Raw genomic sequence first — 17,510 nt, 5'->3', positions numbered from 1 at the left:
GGAGGACGTGTCGTCCCGGTGGTCCCGAATGAGCTTAGCTGTCTTTATCTCCTGCTTTCTGGCCGTCTGGCTAGTCATGGTGGTGGCGCTCGGCCTGGCGTTGAAGAGATGTCTGGCCGCCCTGCCGATCGAACAGGTGCGCTGATGCAGCCCGCGCTCCTATCGCCACCGCTCCACGATGACGTGGCCTACTGGCTGCTGCGGCTCAGCGAATCCTTGAATCGGCTGAACAACGGTCTGCTGTGGGCGGGCTCCTCACCTGGAGAGCTGGACCGCGTCCTGGCGCCCGCGCAGCTGCGCGGCAGCGATCTGGCGCTGGACGTGATCCACGCGGCCGCATGCATGCGCCGCTTCGCCAGCGAGGTGTTCGAACCGCCGCTGCCGTCTACGCGGCCTGGCGCCTCGATCTGGGAGGACCTGATGATCGCCCTGCGAACCATGCTCGCCGCCTGTGGCCAGGACAGCGAGCTATGGGCGGCTGGCATGAATTTGGAAACCGCGCCCGAACTGGTCCGCGAGCTGCGCGCAACGGTCTATGCGATCGAGCGGCTTTGCGGTCACTTCGAGCGCGTGCACTGAGATCTCAGACCGCCTCGACCGGAGGCAGCCGGTAGATCCCTTCCAGCATTTCGGTCTTGGGCAGGTAGGCGCGCATGAACAGGGCGAAGCGACCGTCCGGCGCGGGCAGCCAGTTGCTTTCGCGGTCAGCGCCAGGATGGTCGCGGCCTATCCAGAGGTCGAGCGAGCCGTCGGGATTGTATTTCAGGCCTGGCGTGCGGTCGCCGATCGCATAGCGGTTCAGCGGGTTGTCGGCGAAGAAGAACTGCCCATCCTCGGTCGCCTCGTAGAGGCTGAGCGACCAGAAGCTGTCGACCGCCGGCAGCCGGTCCGCCGGGAAATGCAGCCGCCACAGGCGTGAACCGTCATACAGGCCGCGGGCCTCGCCCTGTCCGCGCATGTACATCGCTTCCACAGGCGGGAGGGCTGCGAGCCCAGCGAGCGCCACCGCAGCGCGATAGCCGTAGCTCTGGCCGAAGTCGCCCAGATCGGCGCGCGGATAGGACCAGCCGTCGATCCACTGGACGCCGCCGACCCCGCGGCCCCGGATCATCGTCCTGCCCTCGGCGATGCCCGCCTCGATGGCCGCCGCCTCTTTCGCGGAGAAGCGCGCCGGATCGAACTGGCCGCCGCCGAGGCCGAGCGGGGCGATGCGGCGCAGCAGGCCGAGATCGGTGGCCGGCGGCGGGTTCAGGGCCATCAGTTCATCGACGGCGGCGAAGTACTCCTGCCGGGGCGCGCTGCGGTGTGCGAAGGCCTTGGAGGGCGGCGCAGCCGGCCCTTGGGCTGAAATGCCGGACTGCACCGCGCGCGCGGCCTCCAGGTCGAACGGGCCGTCGACCAGGATACGGGCCAGGGCCCAAACGTGATTGGTCGGCGAGCGGACCACGTTGGCGCCCTCGGCCGCATCGTTCGGGCCCACGAGGCGATAGGTCGCCCCGTCCGGGCCGGCGGTGCGCGTGCCCAGGATCGCGAAGTTGTTCGTATAGGCGTCCATCAGCGCCAGCGAGATGTAGCGCTCGCCGGTCGGCGGCAGGGTGATCGTCACCGGGCCGACCGAAAGGTCGAGCTGCGCGCTTGAATAGAGCGTGTCGTTGTTGGGAGTGGTCACCGCCCGGGCCCGATGGTCGGCCAGATTGCGCATGTGGCCGAAGCTGTTGACCGCCGCTGCGGAAAATTGGCCGGCGCGCGAGCGGGTCGTGGCGACTTCGATCAGCGGCAGGCCGAAGATCCAGGCCTCGGCGGCTGCGCGCTTCAGCTCCTCCAGGGCGTTCGGGGTGCTGCTCATTGGAAATCGCTCCTGTGATCGGCCGGGCAACCTGCCTTCCGGCAGGTAGGGTGGCAATACCTGGCGTGCTCAGGTCTTCTGCAGCCAGAACGAGGCCCCGTAGAGGTTCAGGTTTTCCAGCGGCCCATGCTTCAGCGCGCCGGCGGCGCGCTGCGCGAGGGCCGGATCCTGGCCGGCGAACCAGCACGGGAACAGGATTTCGAACGCTTCCGGGCCATACAGCAGGGCGGCGGCCAGCAGGTACTGCTCGTTCCACAGCCGCCCCAAATGGCCGCTGATGTAGTCGTCAGGCAGATAGATGTCGTGAATCTGCACGATCACGCCCGGCTTCAGCCGTGGAAGGATGTCCAGGAAGAAGACTGTGACGTCCGAGCCCTGGAAGCTCCGGTGCGAGGAATCTAGGAAGAACACGTCGCCGGGAGCCAGCGCCTCGAACATCGCCGGGTCGCAGGCCTCCAGCGGCTTGCGAAGCACTTGGTCGCAGAGGCGGTCTATCTCGTTGCGCGGCTGTGGATCGATGGAGATCAGCTTGGTGTGCAGGCCGTAGCGGTCCACCGCGCGCCGCGCGAACTTTGTCGAGACGCCCGATCCGACTTCGACGAAGCGTTTCGGGTTGCTGCTGCGCAACATGTGAGTCAGGACCATGGCGTCCAGCGGTGGGAACCAGGCGTTGAGCCAGAACGGATCGGCGTTCTGGTAGCTTCCGCCCAGCGGCACCTCGGCGAAGTCGGCCTGCAGAGCACCCAAAGCGTCGACGACCGCCTCATAGCGCGTGCGTCCCGCCCCGATCTGCGCGGCGAGCTGGGGGTGTGCGGGGCGGCCGGAGCCGTAGCGGACCAGAGATCGGTAGGGGTAGTCGACCACCTTGAAGTCGTGGATCGCGCGCTCGGTTGTGAAGGCGAGGTCGACGGGCAGTGGTTCGTTCTCCTCGGTTCGAGCGTAGGCTTCGGCGGCCGCCTCAGCTTCTCCGCCGCGCCGCAGGGCGCAGGCGAGGTCGCTCCAGGCCTCGCGCGATCCCTCCGCCGCGGCTGCGCGGCGCAACAAGGCCAGGCCTTCCTCTCGCCGGTCCATCTTGAACAGCGTCACGCCCAGCAGGCGCGTGGCGACCGGATGCTCCGGGCTTGTCGCCAGCACGCGACGAAACAGCAGCTCGGCGTGGTTCAGCAGGTGTTCGCGAAGGCGCGTCGTCCCGATCGTCAGGTCTTGCTCGATGGTCGGGGCGGGGCCAGCCATGCCATGCTCGCTGTCGTTGGGCGGAGGTACGCTACGACGACCTGGAGCGATCGCGCCACCGCCGGTAGAGGCAGGCGATCACCATTTCGGCGCCGGGCGGCGGCGGTCTGCTGCAATCTGCGTCAGTTGAAGCGGAAAGGGCGCTGGAGACGCTTTCCCGCAAATCGCGGCTTGTTCGATCTGAAAACCGCGATCAAATGGCCGGGTTGATTTAGGATTTTTGCGCGAAAGCGGGAAATCTCGACGGAAAGCGGCACGCTTGGCGGCCGATAGCCCTGGGGGACGGGAATGAAGAGCATCTTGGCAACGAAGTCGCTGGCCGGCCTGCTGATGGCCAGCGCTCTGGCCGCACCGACGGTCGTGAACGCCGAGCCGACCGAAGCGATGCGGCAGGCGGCGGTGGCCGGCGTCGAAGCCCGCGCCAAGCTGTCCCAGGAGATGGTGGATTCGGTCTACAGCTTCGCCGAACCCGGCTTCCAGGAGGTGAAGACCTCCGAATATCTGACCTCCGTGCTGGAGAAGAACGGCTTCAAGATCGAGCGCGGCGTGGCCGGCATTCCGACCGCCTGGACCGCCACCTGGGGAACCGGCGGGCCGGTCATCGCGCTGGGCAGCGACATCGACGCCTTGCTGGGCCTTTCGCAGATCCCAGGCGACCCGAACATCAAGCCCCAGGTGGCCGGCGCGCCGGGGCATGGCGAGGGTCACAACTCCGGCATGCCGATGATGATCGTCGCGGCTCTGGCGGCCAAAGATGTGATGGAGAAGAACAAGATCCCCGGTCGGCTCATGCTGTGGCCGGGTGTGGCCGAGGAGTTGCTGGCGACCAAGGCCTTCTATGTGCGCGCGGGCCTCTTCAAGGACGTCGACGCCTCGATCTTCGCCCATGTCAGTCGCGACTTCTCGACCGGCTGGGGGCCTGCCGGAAATAACGGCATGGTTTCGGTCGAATACACCTTCCATGGCAAGACCGCCCACGCTGCCGGCCAGCCGTGGTCGGGGCGCAGCGCCCTGGACGGGGTGGAACTGATGGACATCGCCTGGAACATGCGGCGCGAGCACCTGCCGCTGAGCCAGCGTTCGCACTATGTGATCACCAATGGCGGCGGCCAGCCCAACATCGTGCCTGGCGTGGCGAGCGTCTGGTATTACTTCCGCGAGAATACCTTCCAGTCGATCCGCGAGCTCTATGAACTCGGCAACACCATCTCGGAGGCGGCGGCCAAGGCGACCGGCACCACCGTCGAGCATCGTGTGCTTGGCTACGCGGCTCCCAACTACGGCAACAAGCCGCTGGCCGAGGCGGCCTACGCCAATATCAAGCGGATCGGAATGCCCAAGTGGTCGGCCGACGACCAGGCCTTCGCCAAGGGCGTGCAGGAGGTGAACGGCTTCAAGCTGGAGCCGCTGGCGACCGAGGTCGCGGCGCTGTCGACCCCCGAAGGCCGCGGCCCCTCGATGGGCGGCGGTTCAGACGACATCGGGGACATCATGTGGACGGTGCCAACCATCACCGTGCGCTATCCGTCGAACATCCCGAACGCCATCGGCCACAACGTGACTTCGGCCATGGCGATGGCCACCCCCATCGCCCACAAGGGCGTCGAGGTCGGCGCTAAGGCGGTGGCGCTGACGGTGCTGGATCTGGTGACCACCCCGACCCTGATCAAAGAAGCGAAGGCCTACTTCAACGACGTCCAACTGAAGGACCAGAAGTACGACCCGGTGCTGGCGCCTACCGACAACCCCGCGATCCACCTGAACAAGGAGATCATGGAGCAGATGCGGCCGAAAATGGAGCCGTATTACTACAATCCGAAGAAGTACAAGACCTACCTGGATCAAATCGGGGTGAAGTATCCGACCACCAAGTAGGCCTCCCGCGTATCGGGGGTGTGGAAGGGGAGGCGGGAACGCCTCCCCTTTTTCGTGGTTAGTCGACGTCCTGGAAGACCACGGGCGGGGCGACCCGGCGAGCCACTTCGCGCATCACGAAGCTGGATCGGATCTTGGCCACATGCGGCAGGCGCGACAGTTCGCGCCGATAGACGCGGTCGTAGTCCTCGAACGACTGTACGTGCAGCATGATCAGGAAGTCGGTGTCACCCGAGACGAAGCCGCAATAAGACACCGAAGGACACTTCACGACCTCGCGCTCGAACTCGTTCAGCGCCTGCTCGGCCTGGGAACTGAGCTCGATCGCGACGAACACCACCACGCCGAAGCCCAACAGCGGCATGTTGAGGTTGGCGGAGTAACTGGCGACCGCGCCGCGCTCCTCCAGGCTTTTGCGGCGCCGCGCGACCGCCGTGCTGGAGAGGTTGATCTGCTCGCCCAGCCAGACGTCAGAGGCGCGGCCGTCAGCGCTAAGCTCCTTTAGGAGCCGATAATCGACATCATCCAGGTCCAGATGTTCGGATTTCGGCATTGCCTGACAGGCTCCGTGCATAAATCGGCAGCAGAAGGACATTTTCAGCGCTGAAATCCCGCTTCCGGCAAGTCATCGCTTCGCGTCCGATTAATGTGGTCCCAGTCGGGGGCGGGCAAGTACGTCACGCAAAAAAAGACGTCTCCTGAGCTCTTCACACGCGTTGCGTGCCGACTCTGCTTCGCCGCGCCATGCGGTGAGCAAAGGGGGGAGGCGAGTGCGGAAAGGCACGGCGGATATTCCGTCGTGAGCTGAGGGCGTGTCCGCTTTTGCAGTCGAACATTTTGCTGGGGATCAAAATGAACCTTTCTATTCGTCATAAGATGCTGCGGAACGCCCGGCGATACGCCCTCGCAAGCGCCAGCATCGCGGCGCTGTCGGCGTCGCCCGCTCTGGCCGAGGACGAGGCCGCCGGGGCAGGCGATCTTGAGGAGGTGGTCGTCACCGGGTCGCGCATCGCGCGCGACGGCTACGACGCGCCCACGCCGGTCAATGTGTTGGGGGCGCAGGAGATCGCCGCCTCTGCGCCGGCCAACATCGCCGATTTCGTGAACACCTTGCCGTCGGTGGCGGGCAGCATCACCGCCGCCAACTCGTCCGGTTCTCTGTCGAACGGGGCTGCCGGGATCAGCGCCCTTAACCTTCGCTCGCTCGGCACCGGCCGTACTCTGGTGCTGTTCGACGGCCAGCGCTCGGTGGTGTCGGCCGCGACCGGCCAGGTGGACACCAACACCTTCCCGCAGTCGCTGATCTCTCGGGTCGAGGTTGTGACTGGCGGCGCCTCTTCGGCCTATGGGTCCGACGCGGTCGGCGGGGTCGTGAACTTCATCCTCGACAAGACCTATACCGGCGTGAAGACCTCCCTCGAATACGGCGAAACCACCTACGGCGACGGCGAGAACTGGAAGTACAACATCACCGCAGGCGGGCCGTTCGCGGGCGGCCGCGGCCATGCGCTGTTCAGCGGCGAATGGGCCAGCCAATCGGGCGTGCAGACCATCGACCGGGATTGGAACAAGAGCGGCTACTTCGCCGTGCGCAACACAGACACCTCCGCCGGCGCGCCCTACTATATCCTGTCGAAGAACGTCGGCATCGGCAGCTATACGCCGGGCGGCCTGATCACCAACACCGCGCTGAAGGGGACCTATTTCGGCGTCAATGGCGCGGTAAATCAGCTCGCCTACGGAGCGACGACCGGCCAGTGGATGATCGGCGGCGACTGGGCCTATTCGATCTCGGACATGCTCGGGTCCAACACCCTGATCCCGGACGAGGACCGCGAGAGCTACTTCGGGCGGCTGAGCTTCGAGCTGACCCCGAATGTCGAGGTCTTCGCCCAGGCCTCCTTCGCCAAGTACGAGGGCGTCAGCTACTATATCAAGCCGACCCAGACCGGCATCGTCATTCAGCGCGACAACGCCTTCCTGCCCGCGTCTGTCCGCAACCAGATGGTCGCGCTGGGGATCACCTCCTTCACCATGGGCACCAGCAACGCCGACATGCCGGCCTCGGGCAGCGCCATGGAGCGGGAGACCGAGCGCTACGTGGTCGGCGGCAAGGGCGACTTTTCCGCCCTCGGCCTCGATGTCGACTGGGACGCCTACTATCAGCACGGCAAGACCACGACCCACGAGCAGCTGACGCCGACGTGGAACAACGCCCGCCTGGCGCTCGCCACCGACGCGGTGGTCAATCCGGCCAACGGGCAGATCGTCTGTCGCTCGACCCTCACCAACCCGACCAACGGCTGCGTGCCGCTGAACCGCTTCGGGGAGGGCGTCGCGAGCCAGGAGGCGCTGAACTACGTGCTCGGCACGCCCTATCGCGACCAGCACTTCACCCAGGACGTCGTCGCCTTCAACCTGACCACCAACAGCATCCAGGGCTGGGCCGGACCGATCTCGCTGGCGGTCGGCGCCGAGTACCGCAAGGAGAAGATGGGCGGCTTCGTCGAGGCCCAGTACGGCGCGGGCTGGAAGTACGGCAACTTCCGCGTCACCTCGGGCGAGTACGACGTGAAGGAAGCCTATATCGAAGCCCTGGTGCCTATTTTCGACGGCCTCGACTTCAACGGCGCCTATCGGATCACCGAATATTCGACCTCGGGGACCGCCAAGACCTGGAAGGCCGGCCTGACCTATTCGCCGATCGAGGACGTAAAGTTCCGCGCCTCGGCGTCGCGCGATATCCGGGCGGCGAACATGAGCGAGCTCTACGACGCCGGCACTGCCCGCTCGAACTCGGTCAACATCAACGGGATCTCGACGCCGTTCGTCCAGAACCTGCAGGGCAACCCGAACGCGGCGCCCGAGGTCGCCGACGGCTTCGGCGTCGGGGTGGTGGTCTCGCCGCGCTTCCTGCCCGGCTTCCAGGCCTCGATCGACTATTACGATATCAAGGTCGAAGGAGTGATCAGCTTCGTCACCGCCCAGCAGGTGGCCGACTACTGCTACGTCCAGAACGTCGCCTCCTACTGCAGCCAACTGGTCTTCTCAGGCGGCGTGCTGCAGACCATCAACCTATATTACGACAACCTCAACAGCATGACCGCCAAGGGCCTCGACATCGAGGTTTCCTATCGCAAGGCCCTAGCCGATCTCGTCTCGTGGGGCGCGGGCGACCTGACGCTGCGCGGCATGTTCACCCACTATATCGAGAACGTCACAGACGACGGGGTCACGGCCATCGACCTGGCGGGCTCCAACACCGGCAGCACGCCGGACTGGGTGTACCGTCTGACCGCCAGCTATGATCTGGAGCCCTGGTCGTTCAACCTGACCGCCCGCGGCGTCAGCAACGGCGTGGTCAGCAACGCCTACACCGAGTGTACGTCCGCCTGCCCGGCCAGTGTCGCGCCCTATTATACGATCAACGACAACAGCGTGGACGGAACGCTCTATGTCGATGTCTCGGCCAGCTACGACTTCACGGTCGGGCCGGTGGGCGGCGAGGCGTTCGTCTCGATCAAGAACCTTTTCAACACCGATCCAGTGCTGGTCGGGAACCCGGCGAACCTTGGGGCGGAGAACACCCCCGGCTATCCGCAGACCAACCGCAGCCTCTATGACACCAACGGCCGGACCTTCCGGGTTGGGCTTCGGGTCGACTTCTAGTTGGCCTCCGCGGCGCCTTGCTCCACCTTGAGGCGGGGCGCCTGCAACCTCGGCTTGCCCCTTTGCGAATATAATGACACGATTAGTGTCAATATAAAGCTGGGAGGCGAGGATGAAGCTGTCGAGGTGGCTGGGCGCCAGCGCGCTCGTGCTTGCGGCCGGACTGGCCGTGGCGTCGGCGAACCGCACGACGATCCTGTCGATGATCGCCCGGGCGCAGATGCCGCCCGTCGAGGACAACAGGCCGGTGGCCTGGGCGCAGGGCCCGGCTGCGCCGCCGGCCGGCCAGCGACCGCCGAACGTCGTGTTCATCCTGGCCGACGACCTCGGCTACAACGACATCACCTTCAACGGCGGCGGAGTGGCGGCCGGCGCCGTGCCGACGCCGAACATCGACTCCATCGGTCGCGAGGGGGTGGTCTTCGACAACGGCTACGCGGGCAACGCCACCTGCGCCCCGTCGCGCGCCGCCATCCTCACCGGCCGCTATCCGACCCGCTTCGGCTTCGAGTTCACTCCGGCGCCGGTCGCCTTCGAGCGCATGGTCGGCACCGAGGCCGAGCCCGGCGCCCTGGTGAAGCCGAAGTTCTTCCCCGAGCGCATCAAGGACATGCCGCCCGGAAGCACCGCGCGCAATCCGGCCGCGGTCAACGAACTGAGCGTGCCCTCCAGCGAAATCACCATCGCCGAGGTGCTTAAGACCCGCGGCTATCACACCGTCCACCTGGGCAAGTGGCACCTGGGCGGCAAGAAGGGCTCGCGGCCCGAGGACCAGGGCTTCGACGAGAGCCTGGGCTTCATGGCCGGCGGGTCGATGTACCTGCCGGAAAAGGACCCCACGGTCGTCAATTCCAAGCAGGATTGGGACGCGATCGACCGCTTCCTGTGGCCGAACCTGCCCTATGCGGTGCAGTACAACGGCTCGTCCATGTTCGCCCCGCGGGGCTACATGACCGACTACCTGGCCGACGAGGCGGTGAAGGCGATCAAGGCCAACCGCAACCGGCCGTTCCTGATCTACTTCGCGCCCAACGCCATCCACACGCCGCTGCAGGCCAAGAAGGAAGATTACGACGCCCTGCCGCAGATCAAGGACCACCGCACGCGGGTTTACGGCGCCATGGCGCGCAACCTGGACGCCAATGTCGGCAAGATCCTCAAGGCGCTGAAGGACGAGGGACTGGACCAGAACACCCTCGTCATCTTCACCAGCGACAACGGCGGCGCCGGCTATGTCGGCCTGCCCGACGTCAACAAGCCCTATCGTGGCTTCAAGTCGACCTTCTTCGAGGGCGGGGTCCATGCGCCGTTCTTCATGCGCTGGCCGGGCGCGATCCAGCCGGGGATGCGATACCGCTATCCCGTCGGCCACATCGACATCTTCGCCACGGCTGCGGGCGCGGCGGGTGCGGCGGTTCCGAGCGACCGGCCGATCGACGGGGTGGACCTGCTGCCCTACGTGAAGGGGACCAACGCGGCGCGACCGCACCAGACGCTGTTCTGGCGCTCGGGCCAGTACAAGGCGGTGCTGGACGGCGACTGGAAGCTTCAAGTCAATGGAGCGCGCGACAAGGTCTGGCTTTACGATCTGGCCGCCGATCCGGCTGAGCGCAACGACCTTTCGTCAGCGCGCCCGGACAAGGTAAAGGCGCTGAGCGCCCTGCTCGCCCAGCAGGACGCCCGCAGCGTCAAGCCGATCTGGCCCTCGCTGCTTCAGGGGCCGGTTTTCATCGACAAGCCGGGCGGCGTTCCCCAGAAGGCCGGCGACGAATACATCCTCTGGGACAACTGATGTCCCTGTTGGCGCCATCGACCAACGACCAGTACCGCGGCGCACGCGTCGCGGCCTGGTTCCTCGCCTTGGGGGGCGTGTTGACCCTGGTCCCGGGCGTGATCCACGCCTTCCTGCCCGACGGCGGGGCGGGGAGCATCGCCGGGCTCGACATGGGCGACCGGCGCGAACTGGTGATCGCCATCTTCGCCTGGCACGGGGCGACGCAGATCGCCTTCGGTCTGGCCATGCTCGCCGTGGCCCTGCGCTATCGCAGCCTGACGCCGCTGTTCCTGGCGCTGTTCGTGCTGGAGCGCGTGCTGCTGGTGCTGGGCGCCTGGGGGCCGGGCGCGCCAGCGCCCGCTCATCGCCCCCCCGAGCATTACGGCAGTCTGGCAGGGCTGGCGCTGGGCCTAGTCTTCCTGGCGCTCTCGCTGCGGACCCGGCGGGGCTAGAAGCCCTCGCCGGGCCGGGTGCGGATGTTGAGCTGGCCGGCCAAGCCTGCCGTGCGGTGGTGCTCTATGGCGTGCATCTGCGGCGACATCGCCATCTGTTGGAAGGCGGCTAGCGACGGGTATTCGGCGAGGGCCACCATGTCCCACAACTCCTCGACCTCGCCGATCAGCAGGCCGGTGACCTGACCGCCGTAGCGGATCGTCCCGCCCAGATCCTCCACCAGCTTGCGCACCTCGACGGCGTAGCGGGCATAGGCTTGCGCGCCCGTCAGGTGTGCGTCGGATCCGTCGGGGTACTCGGCCCTTTCCTTGAACTTCAGAAGATTGACCATGACGAACGGGCCATCCTCGGCGCCGCCGAAGAACTGCATGGCCTGTTCCGGCGGCGGATAGACGGCGTTGCGGACTTCCATTGCGCGCTCCTTCAGGCCGGGCGGGCGGCGATCACGCCGTCGATGACTTGCACGATGTCTGCGGGGCAGTCCTCCTGTAGGAAGTGGCCGCCCTTCAAGGTCACATGGGCCTGGCCGTTGGCGCCCGGCACCCGGGCCTGGAACGGCGCCTCGCCGCCGCGCGTCACGGCGTCGCCATCGCTGAAGGCCGTGACCAGCGGCCGTTCGAACCGCTCCAACACCTCCCAAGCCGACAGGTTTTCGGAGATCGAGGCATGCTCCGGCGTGACTGGCACCAAGGCGGGGAACTGGCGCGCACCCTCCTTGTAGCTCTCGTCCGGGAAAGGAGCGTCATAGGCGGCGACCTCCTCGGGCGACAGGTCGCGTCCCGTGCCGCCGTTGACGATCATGCCGATCGGCATCACCGGGATCGATTGGCTGAACTCCAGCCAAGCCTTGAAGCCGTCGGTCATGCCCGAGCCGGTCGGCAGGCCGGCATTCGCCACGACCACGCCCGCGAAGCGTTCGGGATAGGCGGCCACCAACCGCAGACCGATCAGCCCGCCCCAGTCCTGGCAGAAGAGGGTGATGTCGCGCAGGTCGAGATCGGTCAGCCACTCGCTCATCCAGGCGACGTGGCGTTCGTAGGTATAGTCTGCGCGTGCGGCCGGCTTGTCCGAGCGGCCGAAGCCAATCAGATCCGGCGCGACCACCCGGCGGCCTTTGGCGACGAGGCCTGCGATCACGTGGCGATAGAGATAGGCCCACGACGGCTCGCCATGCATCAGCAGCACGACCGCCCCGTCGCGGGGGCCTTCGTCCACATAGTGCAGCCGCAGACCGTCCTTCAGCTCCAGATAGCGCGGTGGGTATGGCCAGTCCCGCAAGCCTGCGAACCGCTCGTCCGGAGTCCTCAGAACCTGCATCGCACCCTCCCGCCGCACATTCCGCGCTGGCCATTTCCAAAACTATTGGCAATATGCGTGTCATTATATGAAGCGCGGGTCAAGCCGCGGCCATCGGGCGAGGAACGATGTCTAAGGGATGGAAGATCGCCGCGGGCGCGGCGGCGCTGATCGCTGTCGCGGGGCTGGGCCTGTGGGCGGCGCGCGAGCGTCTGGCCATGGCCGCCATGGAGAAGATCTACGACCGCGCCATGGCGCCCGACGCCTTCTCCGACCTGCCGGACGGCCTGCACGTTGGGTTGTGCGGATCGGGTTCGCCGATGCCCGATCCGGGGCGGGCGGGACCTTGCACGGCGGTCCTGGCCGGCCAGCGCCTGTTCGTGATCGACTCCGGCGCCGGCTCGACCAAGAATCTCAGCCTGATGAACCTGCCGCCGGCAAAGGTGGACGCGGTGCTGCTGACCCACCTGCATTCGGACCACATCGACGGTCTGGGCGAACTGATGCTCCAGCGCTGGGCGGGCGGCGGGGCTAGCGCGCCCGTGCCGGTCTATGGCCCGACCGGCGTCGACCAGGTGGTCGCCGGCTTCCAGCAGGCCTATCTCCTCGATCGCGGCTTCCGCATCGCCCATCACGGCGAAAAGGTCGTTCATCCCTTAGGCTTCGGCGGGACGGCGCACCCGTTCGATCCGCCCAGGGACGGGCCCGACCTGCTGCTGATCGACACCCCGGACCTCAAGGTCTTCGCCTTCCCGGTCCAGCATGCGCCGGTCGAACCGGCGGTCGGCTACAAGTTCGTCTACAAGGGACGCAGCGTGGTGGTCAGCGGCGACACCGCCGTCTCGAAAAGGGTGGAGGCGGCCGCCAAGGGTGTCGACGTCCTGGTGCACGAGGGGCTGTCGCCGGAGCTGGTCGCCATGCAGAACCGGGCTGCCAAGGCGCATGGACGCGACAACCTCGCCGCCATCACCCACGATATCCTCTCTTACCACACCGCCCCCCAGGACGCTGCGCGGATCGCGCAGCGGGCAGGCGCGCGCTACCTGCTGTTCACTCATATCATTCCGCCGCTGCCCATGCGGGCGCTGGAGGGGCCATTCCTGGGCGACTCGCGGCGGCTGTTCTCGGGCGAAATCCGCGTCGGCCACGACGGCGATCTGATCACCCTGCCGGCGGGCGGGACGCAGATCGAACGAAGGAACCGACTGGCCATTTTCCAGTGACGGGAGAAAGCCGATGAAGGACCCCATCTCGCTCTCGGGGGCGCCGGGCTCGCCCTATACCCGCAAGATGCTGGCGGTGCTGCGCTATCGCCGTATTCCCTATCGCTTCCTGCCGCCCTCGGGCCCGGCGCTGGCGGGCCTGCCGCAGCCGAAGGTCTCGCTTTTGCCGACCTTCTACCTGCCCGACGAGAACGGTCAGCTGCACGCCGTCACCGACTCCACCCCGATCATCCGGCGGCTGGAGCGCGAGCACGACGGGCGCAGTCTGATCCCTGCGGACCTCGCGCTCGCGTTCCTTGACGAACTGATCGAGGACTATGCCGACGAGTGGCTGACCAAGGCGATGTTCCACTATCGCTGGTCCTACGCGCCCGACATCGCCAAGGCCGCGGCCATGCTTCCTTGCTGGCGGGGCTTCTGCATTCCGGACGAAGAGTTGGCCGAGCGCGGGCGCCTGGTCGCCGAACGCCAGATCGGCCGCCTTCGCTACGTCGGCTCCAACGCTGCAACCGGGCCGGTGATCGAAGCGAGCTATCGCCGCTTTCTCGAGCGTTTCGAGGATCATCTGCGCGGCCAGCCCTACTTGCTAGGCCGCCGCCCGGCGGCCTGCGATTTCGCGGTGTTCGGCCAACTCACCCAACTGGCCGAGTTCGATCCGACGCCCATGGCCCTGACCCTGCAGGTCGCGCCACGGGTCACCGCCTGGGTCGGGATGATGGAGGACCAGTCGGGGCTGGAGCCCGGCGAGGGCGACTGGATCGACCCGGCCGCCCCGCCGCCGACCCTAAAGCCGCTGTTGGCTGAGATGGGCCGCACCTACGTCCCCCTCATGCTGGCCAACGCCGCCGCGGTGATGAGCGGTGCGGAGGAGGTGAGCGCCGAGGTCGATGGCCAAGCCTGGAGCCAGCAGCTGTTCCCCTACCAGGCCAAATGCCTGGTCTGGCTGCGGCAGGCGCACGCCGCCCTGCAGGGCTCAGCGCGCCAGGCGGCGGATGATCTGCTTGCGCAAACCGGCTGCGAGGCGCTCTTCGACTCTGGAGCTTGAGGCGCTCTGGCCTTAGTCAGGGGGCGTGTCGAGTACGGGGCGTAGCGTGACCAGGACCGAACAGCCGGCAGAAGAGACGGACGGCCGCCGTCGCCGTGGCCAGGACAATCGCGCCCGCATCGTCGCGGCCATGCTCGAAATCATCCGCGACGGCGAGGTCTCGCCCGGCGCCGAGCAGGTGGCCGAGCGGGCGGACGTGGGCCTGCGCACCGTCTTCCGGCACTTCAAGGACATGGACAGCCTCTATCGCGAGATGTCCGAGGTCATCGAGGTCGAGATGCGGGGGATCGCGGGCCAGCCGTTCCAAGCGGAGGACCCGCACGAACGGGTGGTCGAGCTGGTCGCCCGCCGCGGGGCGGTGTTCGAGAAGATCGGTCCGTTCAAGCGCGCCTCGGACGTGCTGCGCCACCGCTCCCGGTTCCTGGACGACGACGGCGACCGGCTGGTGGTCGCGCTGCGCGAGATCCTCCAGCTGGTGGCGCCGGAGGCGATCCGGCTAGACGCCGACCGCTTCGAGGCGCTGGACCTGCTGCTGAGCTGGGAGAGCTGGTCGCGGCTCCGGCGTGAACAGAACCTCAGCCCAGAGGACGCCCGCAGGGTCCTCGAGGCTGCGGTCCGGCGGGTCATGGACGCCGACTGACGCTGTTTTCGGTGACGCAGGCGAAGCTGGCCGCTTCGTCGGTCGACCCCTTGCCGTCCCAGCGCGCGGTCTTGGGCCAGGCGCAGATGGGGCGCGTCCGCACCGGCTTGGCCGGGAAGCCGAGGAAGCCGAACAGGTCGTTGTCGAACTTGGTGGCGATCATCTGCTCAGGTGCTGGACCGCCGCCGCGCCAGGCGTCCAGGGTTCCGAGCGCGTCGAAGACGTTAGGGCCGGGGCCGCCCAGGCAGTGCGACATGCCCGGCATCAGGAACATCCGCACGAAGTCGCCGCCGGTCCGGGCTTCCAGGGCTTTATAGTACTCGATCGTGCTGCCGGCCGGAATCGCTGCATCCGCCCAGCCGTGATAGAGGATCAGCTTGCCGCCCCGGGCCTTGAAGGCGGAGAGGTCGGCGTTGTCGGAGTCCAGCGTCCCGCCCTGCCGCGCGCGGGCGGTCTTGAGGTCCCGCTCGGCGTCGAAGGTCGCTGGATTCCAGCTCACGTCGTCGAACACCATGTTGCGGAAGAACTCGGTCGAGAACTTCGCGTGCTGGCCGTCCGGCTTGACGATCCAGCTGTCCCAGGCTCCGGGAACCGCCTCGCCGCCCACCGGGAAGCCCGGATAGAGCGAGCGGCCGCCGCGCGTCGTGGGGCCGGAATAGATGCGGCGCAGAGCGGCGATCTGTGCGGGCGTCAGGCAGTCGGCGGCGTCACCCGTCTTGCACTGCACGGTCTTGGGATCGAAGCGGCAGGCGTCCGGGTTCTCCAGCACTCCGTCGGCGACCCCATCCTGCTTGTCGCACTGCGCCATGACGGCGTTCTGCACCACGGCCAGCTTGGCCGCCGGAATGGGGGTGGCGGCCACGGTCTGGGCGTTCCAGGCGAAGGCGGTCATCAGTCGCGTCCACGGCGCAGCCGGGGCCCCGGCGATGATTGCGTCATAGTCATCGGGGAAGCGGCTGGCCTCCATCAGCGCCTCGCGCCCACCGTCCGAGCAGCCGTGGAAATAGGAGAGCTTAGGCGCGCCCCCGTAATAGGCCGCGATCAGCGTCTTCGCCGCGCGTGCGGTCAGATGATTGGCGCGATAGCCGAAATCCTTGATCTTCTCAGGCTGACCCAGGGCCCAACTCGCGTCGGTGTCGCTCTTGCCGGTGTGGCCCATGTCGGTGCCGGCCGCGGCGAAGCCCTTGGCCACGCCGCCCCGCATCATCAGGAACGGGCCCATGAAGCCGCCGCCGTAGCCGCCGTTGCCGGCGCCGAGGAATTTGCCGTTCCAGGCGGCCTTCTCGGGCAACCAGACCTCGACCCCGATGTCGGAGCTCGCGGTTGGCTTCAGCCGCACCTTGACCCGGCAGAAGGCCGCCGGAGCGGGCAGGCCGGGCATCGAACCGCCGAGCGCGATGGAGTCGCTGGCCGCGGTCGGCGTCGCGCTCTCGACCACGCCGTCGGGCAGCTTCACGCCGGCCAGGTCCTCGCAGGTCGCGGCGGCGGCCGGGGCGGCGACGAGCGCCAGGGCGGCGAAGGCGGCGCCGGACATCAGGGTGTGGAAGGTCATGGAAAGCGCCTTTCGATCAGGGTTTCAGCAGGCCGAGGCCGCGCATCCAGGCGGCGACCTTCTGCGGCCAATCGTCGGTGGTCGCGCCGCGCTTGGTGATCCCGAAGCCGTGGCCTCCCTTGGGGTAGGTCAGGAGTTCGCTCTTCGCGCCCGCGGCGCTCCAGGCGGCGGCCAGGCGTTTGGCATCGCCGATAGCGACTTGGTCGTCCTCGGCCGCCATGACAAACAGCGGCGGAGCCTTGGCCGGCGGCGTCAGGTCCTGCGGCAGCAGGCCCGGATAGACCGCGACTGCGAAGTCCGGCCGGCTGTCGGCGTGGCCGGCCAGCAAGGTCCAGACCGTCACCGCACCGCCCGCCGAGAAGCCCAGCATGCCAACGCGATGGGGATCGACCCCGAAGGTCTTGGCGTCGCGGCGCACGACGCGCACGGCCTGTTCGCCGTCAGCGGCGGCCAGCGGGCGCAGCGGGGCCAGCATCTCCTGCATCTTGGCCGGCGAGATCAGGCGGGCGAAGAGCTGCTGCTGGAAGTCGTCGCCGGTCGGGGTCAGGCGGTACTTCAGCACGAAGGCGGTGACGCCCAGGCTGTTCAGCCAGCGGGCGACCTCGGTCCCCTCGCTGGTCCAGGACAGCAGGTGGAAGCCGCCACCCGGCGCTACGATCACCGCGGCGCCGTTGGCCAGCTTCGGGTCGGGCCGGAAGACGGTCAGGCTTGGCTCGGTCACGTTCCGCACGATCTGCTCGGCGCCGCGCGTCTGGGTGACCTCGGCGCTGGCGCCCGGCAGCGGCGCGCCGGGCGCGCCATCGGGCCAGAGCCGCAGGGTTGCGGTCTGGGCCTGGGCCGCGGTGGCGCTCAGCGCCAGCACGGCGGCCGTGCGGGTCAGGGTTGCGATCAGGCTCACCGCCTA

At 67.3% G+C, this 17,510-nt stretch carries 15 protein-coding genes; 8 read left to right on the top strand and 7 right to left on the bottom strand.

Annotated elements, in window-relative coordinates; genetic code table 11:
- Positions 1-144 precede the first annotated feature (144 nt).
- Positions 145-579 (top strand): hypothetical protein, encoded by a 435-nt coding sequence (locus tag ACE3T2_RS09310; protein ID WP_374656847.1) that lies wholly within the window; start codon positions 145-147, stop codon positions 577-579.
- Between the two features lie 4 nt (positions 580-583).
- Here ACE3T2_RS09310 and ACE3T2_RS09305 read toward each other — a convergent pair whose 3' ends face one another.
- Entirely contained in the window at positions 584-1,846 is a 1,263-nt protein-coding gene (locus ACE3T2_RS09305; protein ID WP_374656846.1) for a DUF1254 domain-containing protein, read from the bottom strand.
- A 69-nt stretch (positions 1,847-1,915) separates the two neighbouring features.
- On the bottom strand, positions 1,916-3,079 hold the full coding sequence (locus ACE3T2_RS09300) for a class I SAM-dependent methyltransferase (RefSeq protein ID WP_374656845.1): 1,164 nt from the start codon (positions 3,077-3,079) through the stop codon (positions 1,916-1,918).
- A 288-nt stretch (positions 3,080-3,367) separates the two neighbouring features.
- On the opposite strand from ACE3T2_RS09300, the gene ACE3T2_RS09295 reads away from it, so the two are divergent.
- A complete protein-coding gene (locus tag ACE3T2_RS09295) occupies positions 3,368-4,954 on the top strand; it encodes an amidohydrolase (RefSeq protein ID WP_374656844.1) in 1,587 nt (528 codons plus the stop codon).
- A 58-nt stretch (positions 4,955-5,012) separates the two neighbouring features.
- Here ACE3T2_RS09295 and ACE3T2_RS09290 read toward each other — a convergent pair whose 3' ends face one another.
- Entirely contained in the window at positions 5,013-5,507 is a 495-nt protein-coding gene (locus ACE3T2_RS09290; protein WP_374656843.1) for an Lrp/AsnC family transcriptional regulator, read from the bottom strand.
- Positions 5,508-5,806: 299 nt separating this feature from the next.
- Here ACE3T2_RS09290 and ACE3T2_RS09285 point away from each other — a divergent pair, with 299 nt between their 5' ends.
- From ACE3T2_RS09285 to ACE3T2_RS09275, 3 genes are all read left to right on the top strand, one after another.
- The gene (locus ACE3T2_RS09285) at positions 5,807-8,623 is read left to right on the top strand and encodes a TonB-dependent receptor plug domain-containing protein (RefSeq protein ID WP_374656842.1); all 2,817 of its coding nucleotides are present in this window, start codon (positions 5,807-5,809) and stop codon (positions 8,621-8,623) included.
- A gap of 112 nt (positions 8,624-8,735) precedes the next feature.
- Positions 8,736-10,415: a sulfatase-like hydrolase/transferase gene (locus tag ACE3T2_RS09280; protein WP_374656841.1), complete on the top strand. Its 1,680-nt coding sequence runs from the start codon at positions 8,736-8,738 to the stop codon at positions 10,413-10,415.
- Positions 10,415-10,849 (top strand): hypothetical protein, encoded by a 435-nt coding sequence (locus ACE3T2_RS09275; RefSeq protein WP_374656840.1) that lies wholly within the window; start codon positions 10,415-10,417, stop codon positions 10,847-10,849. The genes ACE3T2_RS09280 and ACE3T2_RS09275 overlap by 1 nt, the downstream gene beginning before the upstream one ends.
- Here the strand turns inward: ACE3T2_RS09275 and ACE3T2_RS09270 are convergent.
- Together ACE3T2_RS09270 and ACE3T2_RS09265 are read right to left on the bottom strand one after the other, a co-directional pair.
- Complete coding sequence (locus tag ACE3T2_RS09270; RefSeq protein WP_374656839.1) at positions 10,846-11,262, bottom strand: DUF1330 domain-containing protein; 417 nt, start codon at positions 11,260-11,262, stop codon at positions 10,846-10,848. The two genes, ACE3T2_RS09275 and ACE3T2_RS09270, sit on opposite strands and share 4 nt — an antisense overlap.
- A gap of 11 nt (positions 11,263-11,273) precedes the next feature.
- Positions 11,274-12,167, bottom strand: a complete 894-nt coding sequence (locus ACE3T2_RS09265; RefSeq protein ID WP_374656838.1) for a haloalkane dehalogenase — start codon at positions 12,165-12,167, stop codon at positions 11,274-11,276.
- A 107-nt stretch (positions 12,168-12,274) separates the two neighbouring features.
- Here ACE3T2_RS09265 and ACE3T2_RS09260 point away from each other — a divergent pair, with 107 nt between their 5' ends.
- Genes ACE3T2_RS09260 through ACE3T2_RS09250 form a run of 3 tightly spaced genes read left to right on the top strand, consistent with a single transcriptional unit; the run spans position 12,275 to position 15,054 of the window.
- Entirely contained in the window at positions 12,275-13,369 is a 1,095-nt protein-coding gene (locus tag ACE3T2_RS09260; protein ID WP_374656837.1) for an MBL fold metallo-hydrolase, read from the top strand.
- 13 nt (positions 13,370-13,382) lie between these two features.
- On the top strand, positions 13,383-14,414 hold the full coding sequence (locus tag ACE3T2_RS09255; RefSeq protein WP_374656836.1) for a glutathione S-transferase family protein: 1,032 nt from the start codon (positions 13,383-13,385) through the stop codon (positions 14,412-14,414).
- 46 nt (positions 14,415-14,460) lie between these two features.
- Positions 14,461-15,054 carry a TetR/AcrR family transcriptional regulator gene (locus ACE3T2_RS09250; RefSeq protein WP_374656835.1) on the top strand — a complete coding sequence of 198 codons (594 nt, stop codon included), beginning with the start codon at positions 14,461-14,463 and terminating at the stop codon, positions 15,052-15,054.
- Here the strand turns inward: ACE3T2_RS09250 and ACE3T2_RS09245 are convergent.
- A complete protein-coding gene (locus tag ACE3T2_RS09245; protein WP_374656834.1) occupies positions 15,038-16,606 on the bottom strand; it encodes a tannase/feruloyl esterase family alpha/beta hydrolase in 1,569 nt (522 codons plus the stop codon). The genes ACE3T2_RS09250 and ACE3T2_RS09245 overlap by 17 nt on opposite strands.
- 16 nt (positions 16,607-16,622) lie before the next feature.
- Positions 16,623-17,504 carry an alpha/beta hydrolase gene (locus ACE3T2_RS09240; protein ID WP_374656833.1) on the bottom strand — a complete coding sequence of 294 codons (882 nt, stop codon included), beginning with the start codon at positions 17,502-17,504 and terminating at the stop codon, positions 16,623-16,625.
- Positions 17,505-17,510 lie beyond the last annotated feature (6 nt).

It is taken from the genome of Phenylobacterium sp., assembly GCF_041919955.1.
Classification (GTDB): Bacteria; Pseudomonadota; Alphaproteobacteria; order Caulobacterales; family Caulobacteraceae; genus Phenylobacterium.
Note: the sequence above shows the minus strand (reverse complement) of the source record. Positions and strands in the feature narration are given on the sequence as shown.

Bases quoted from the DNA above. Each gene is read 5' to 3' on its own strand.
- ACE3T2_RS09265 (WP_374656838.1), bottom strand. From the start codon at position 12,167: ATGCAGGTTCTGAGGACTCCGGACGAGCGGTTCGCAGGCTTGCGGGAC.
- ACE3T2_RS09290 (WP_374656843.1), bottom strand. From the start codon at position 5,507: ATGCCGAAATCCGAACATCTGGACCTGGATGATGTCGATTATCGGCTC.
- ACE3T2_RS09285 (WP_374656842.1), top strand. From the start codon at position 5,807: ATGAACCTTTCTATTCGTCATAAGATGCTGCGGAACGCCCGGCGATAC.
- ACE3T2_RS09300 (WP_374656845.1), bottom strand. From the start codon at position 3,079: ATGGCTGGCCCCGCCCCGACCATCGAGCAAGACCTGACGATCGGGACG.
- ACE3T2_RS09245 (WP_374656834.1), bottom strand. From the start codon at position 16,606: ATGACCTTCCACACCCTGATGTCCGGCGCCGCCTTCGCCGCCCTGGCG.
- ACE3T2_RS09260 (WP_374656837.1), top strand. From the start codon at position 12,275: ATGTCTAAGGGATGGAAGATCGCCGCGGGCGCGGCGGCGCTGATCGCT.
- ACE3T2_RS09280 (WP_374656841.1), top strand. From the start codon at position 8,736: ATGAAGCTGTCGAGGTGGCTGGGCGCCAGCGCGCTCGTGCTTGCGGCC.
- ACE3T2_RS09305 (WP_374656846.1), bottom strand. From the start codon at position 1,846: ATGAGCAGCACCCCGAACGCCCTGGAGGAGCTGAAGCGCGCAGCCGCC.
- ACE3T2_RS09295 (WP_374656844.1), top strand. From the start codon at position 3,368: ATGAAGAGCATCTTGGCAACGAAGTCGCTGGCCGGCCTGCTGATGGCC.
- ACE3T2_RS09255 (WP_374656836.1), top strand. From the start codon at position 13,383: ATGAAGGACCCCATCTCGCTCTCGGGGGCGCCGGGCTCGCCCTATACC.
- ACE3T2_RS09275 (WP_374656840.1), top strand. From the start codon at position 10,415: ATGTCCCTGTTGGCGCCATCGACCAACGACCAGTACCGCGGCGCACGC.
- ACE3T2_RS09270 (WP_374656839.1), bottom strand. From the start codon at position 11,262: ATGGAAGTCCGCAACGCCGTCTATCCGCCGCCGGAACAGGCCATGCAG.
- ACE3T2_RS09310 (WP_374656847.1), top strand. From the start codon at position 145: ATGCAGCCCGCGCTCCTATCGCCACCGCTCCACGATGACGTGGCCTAC.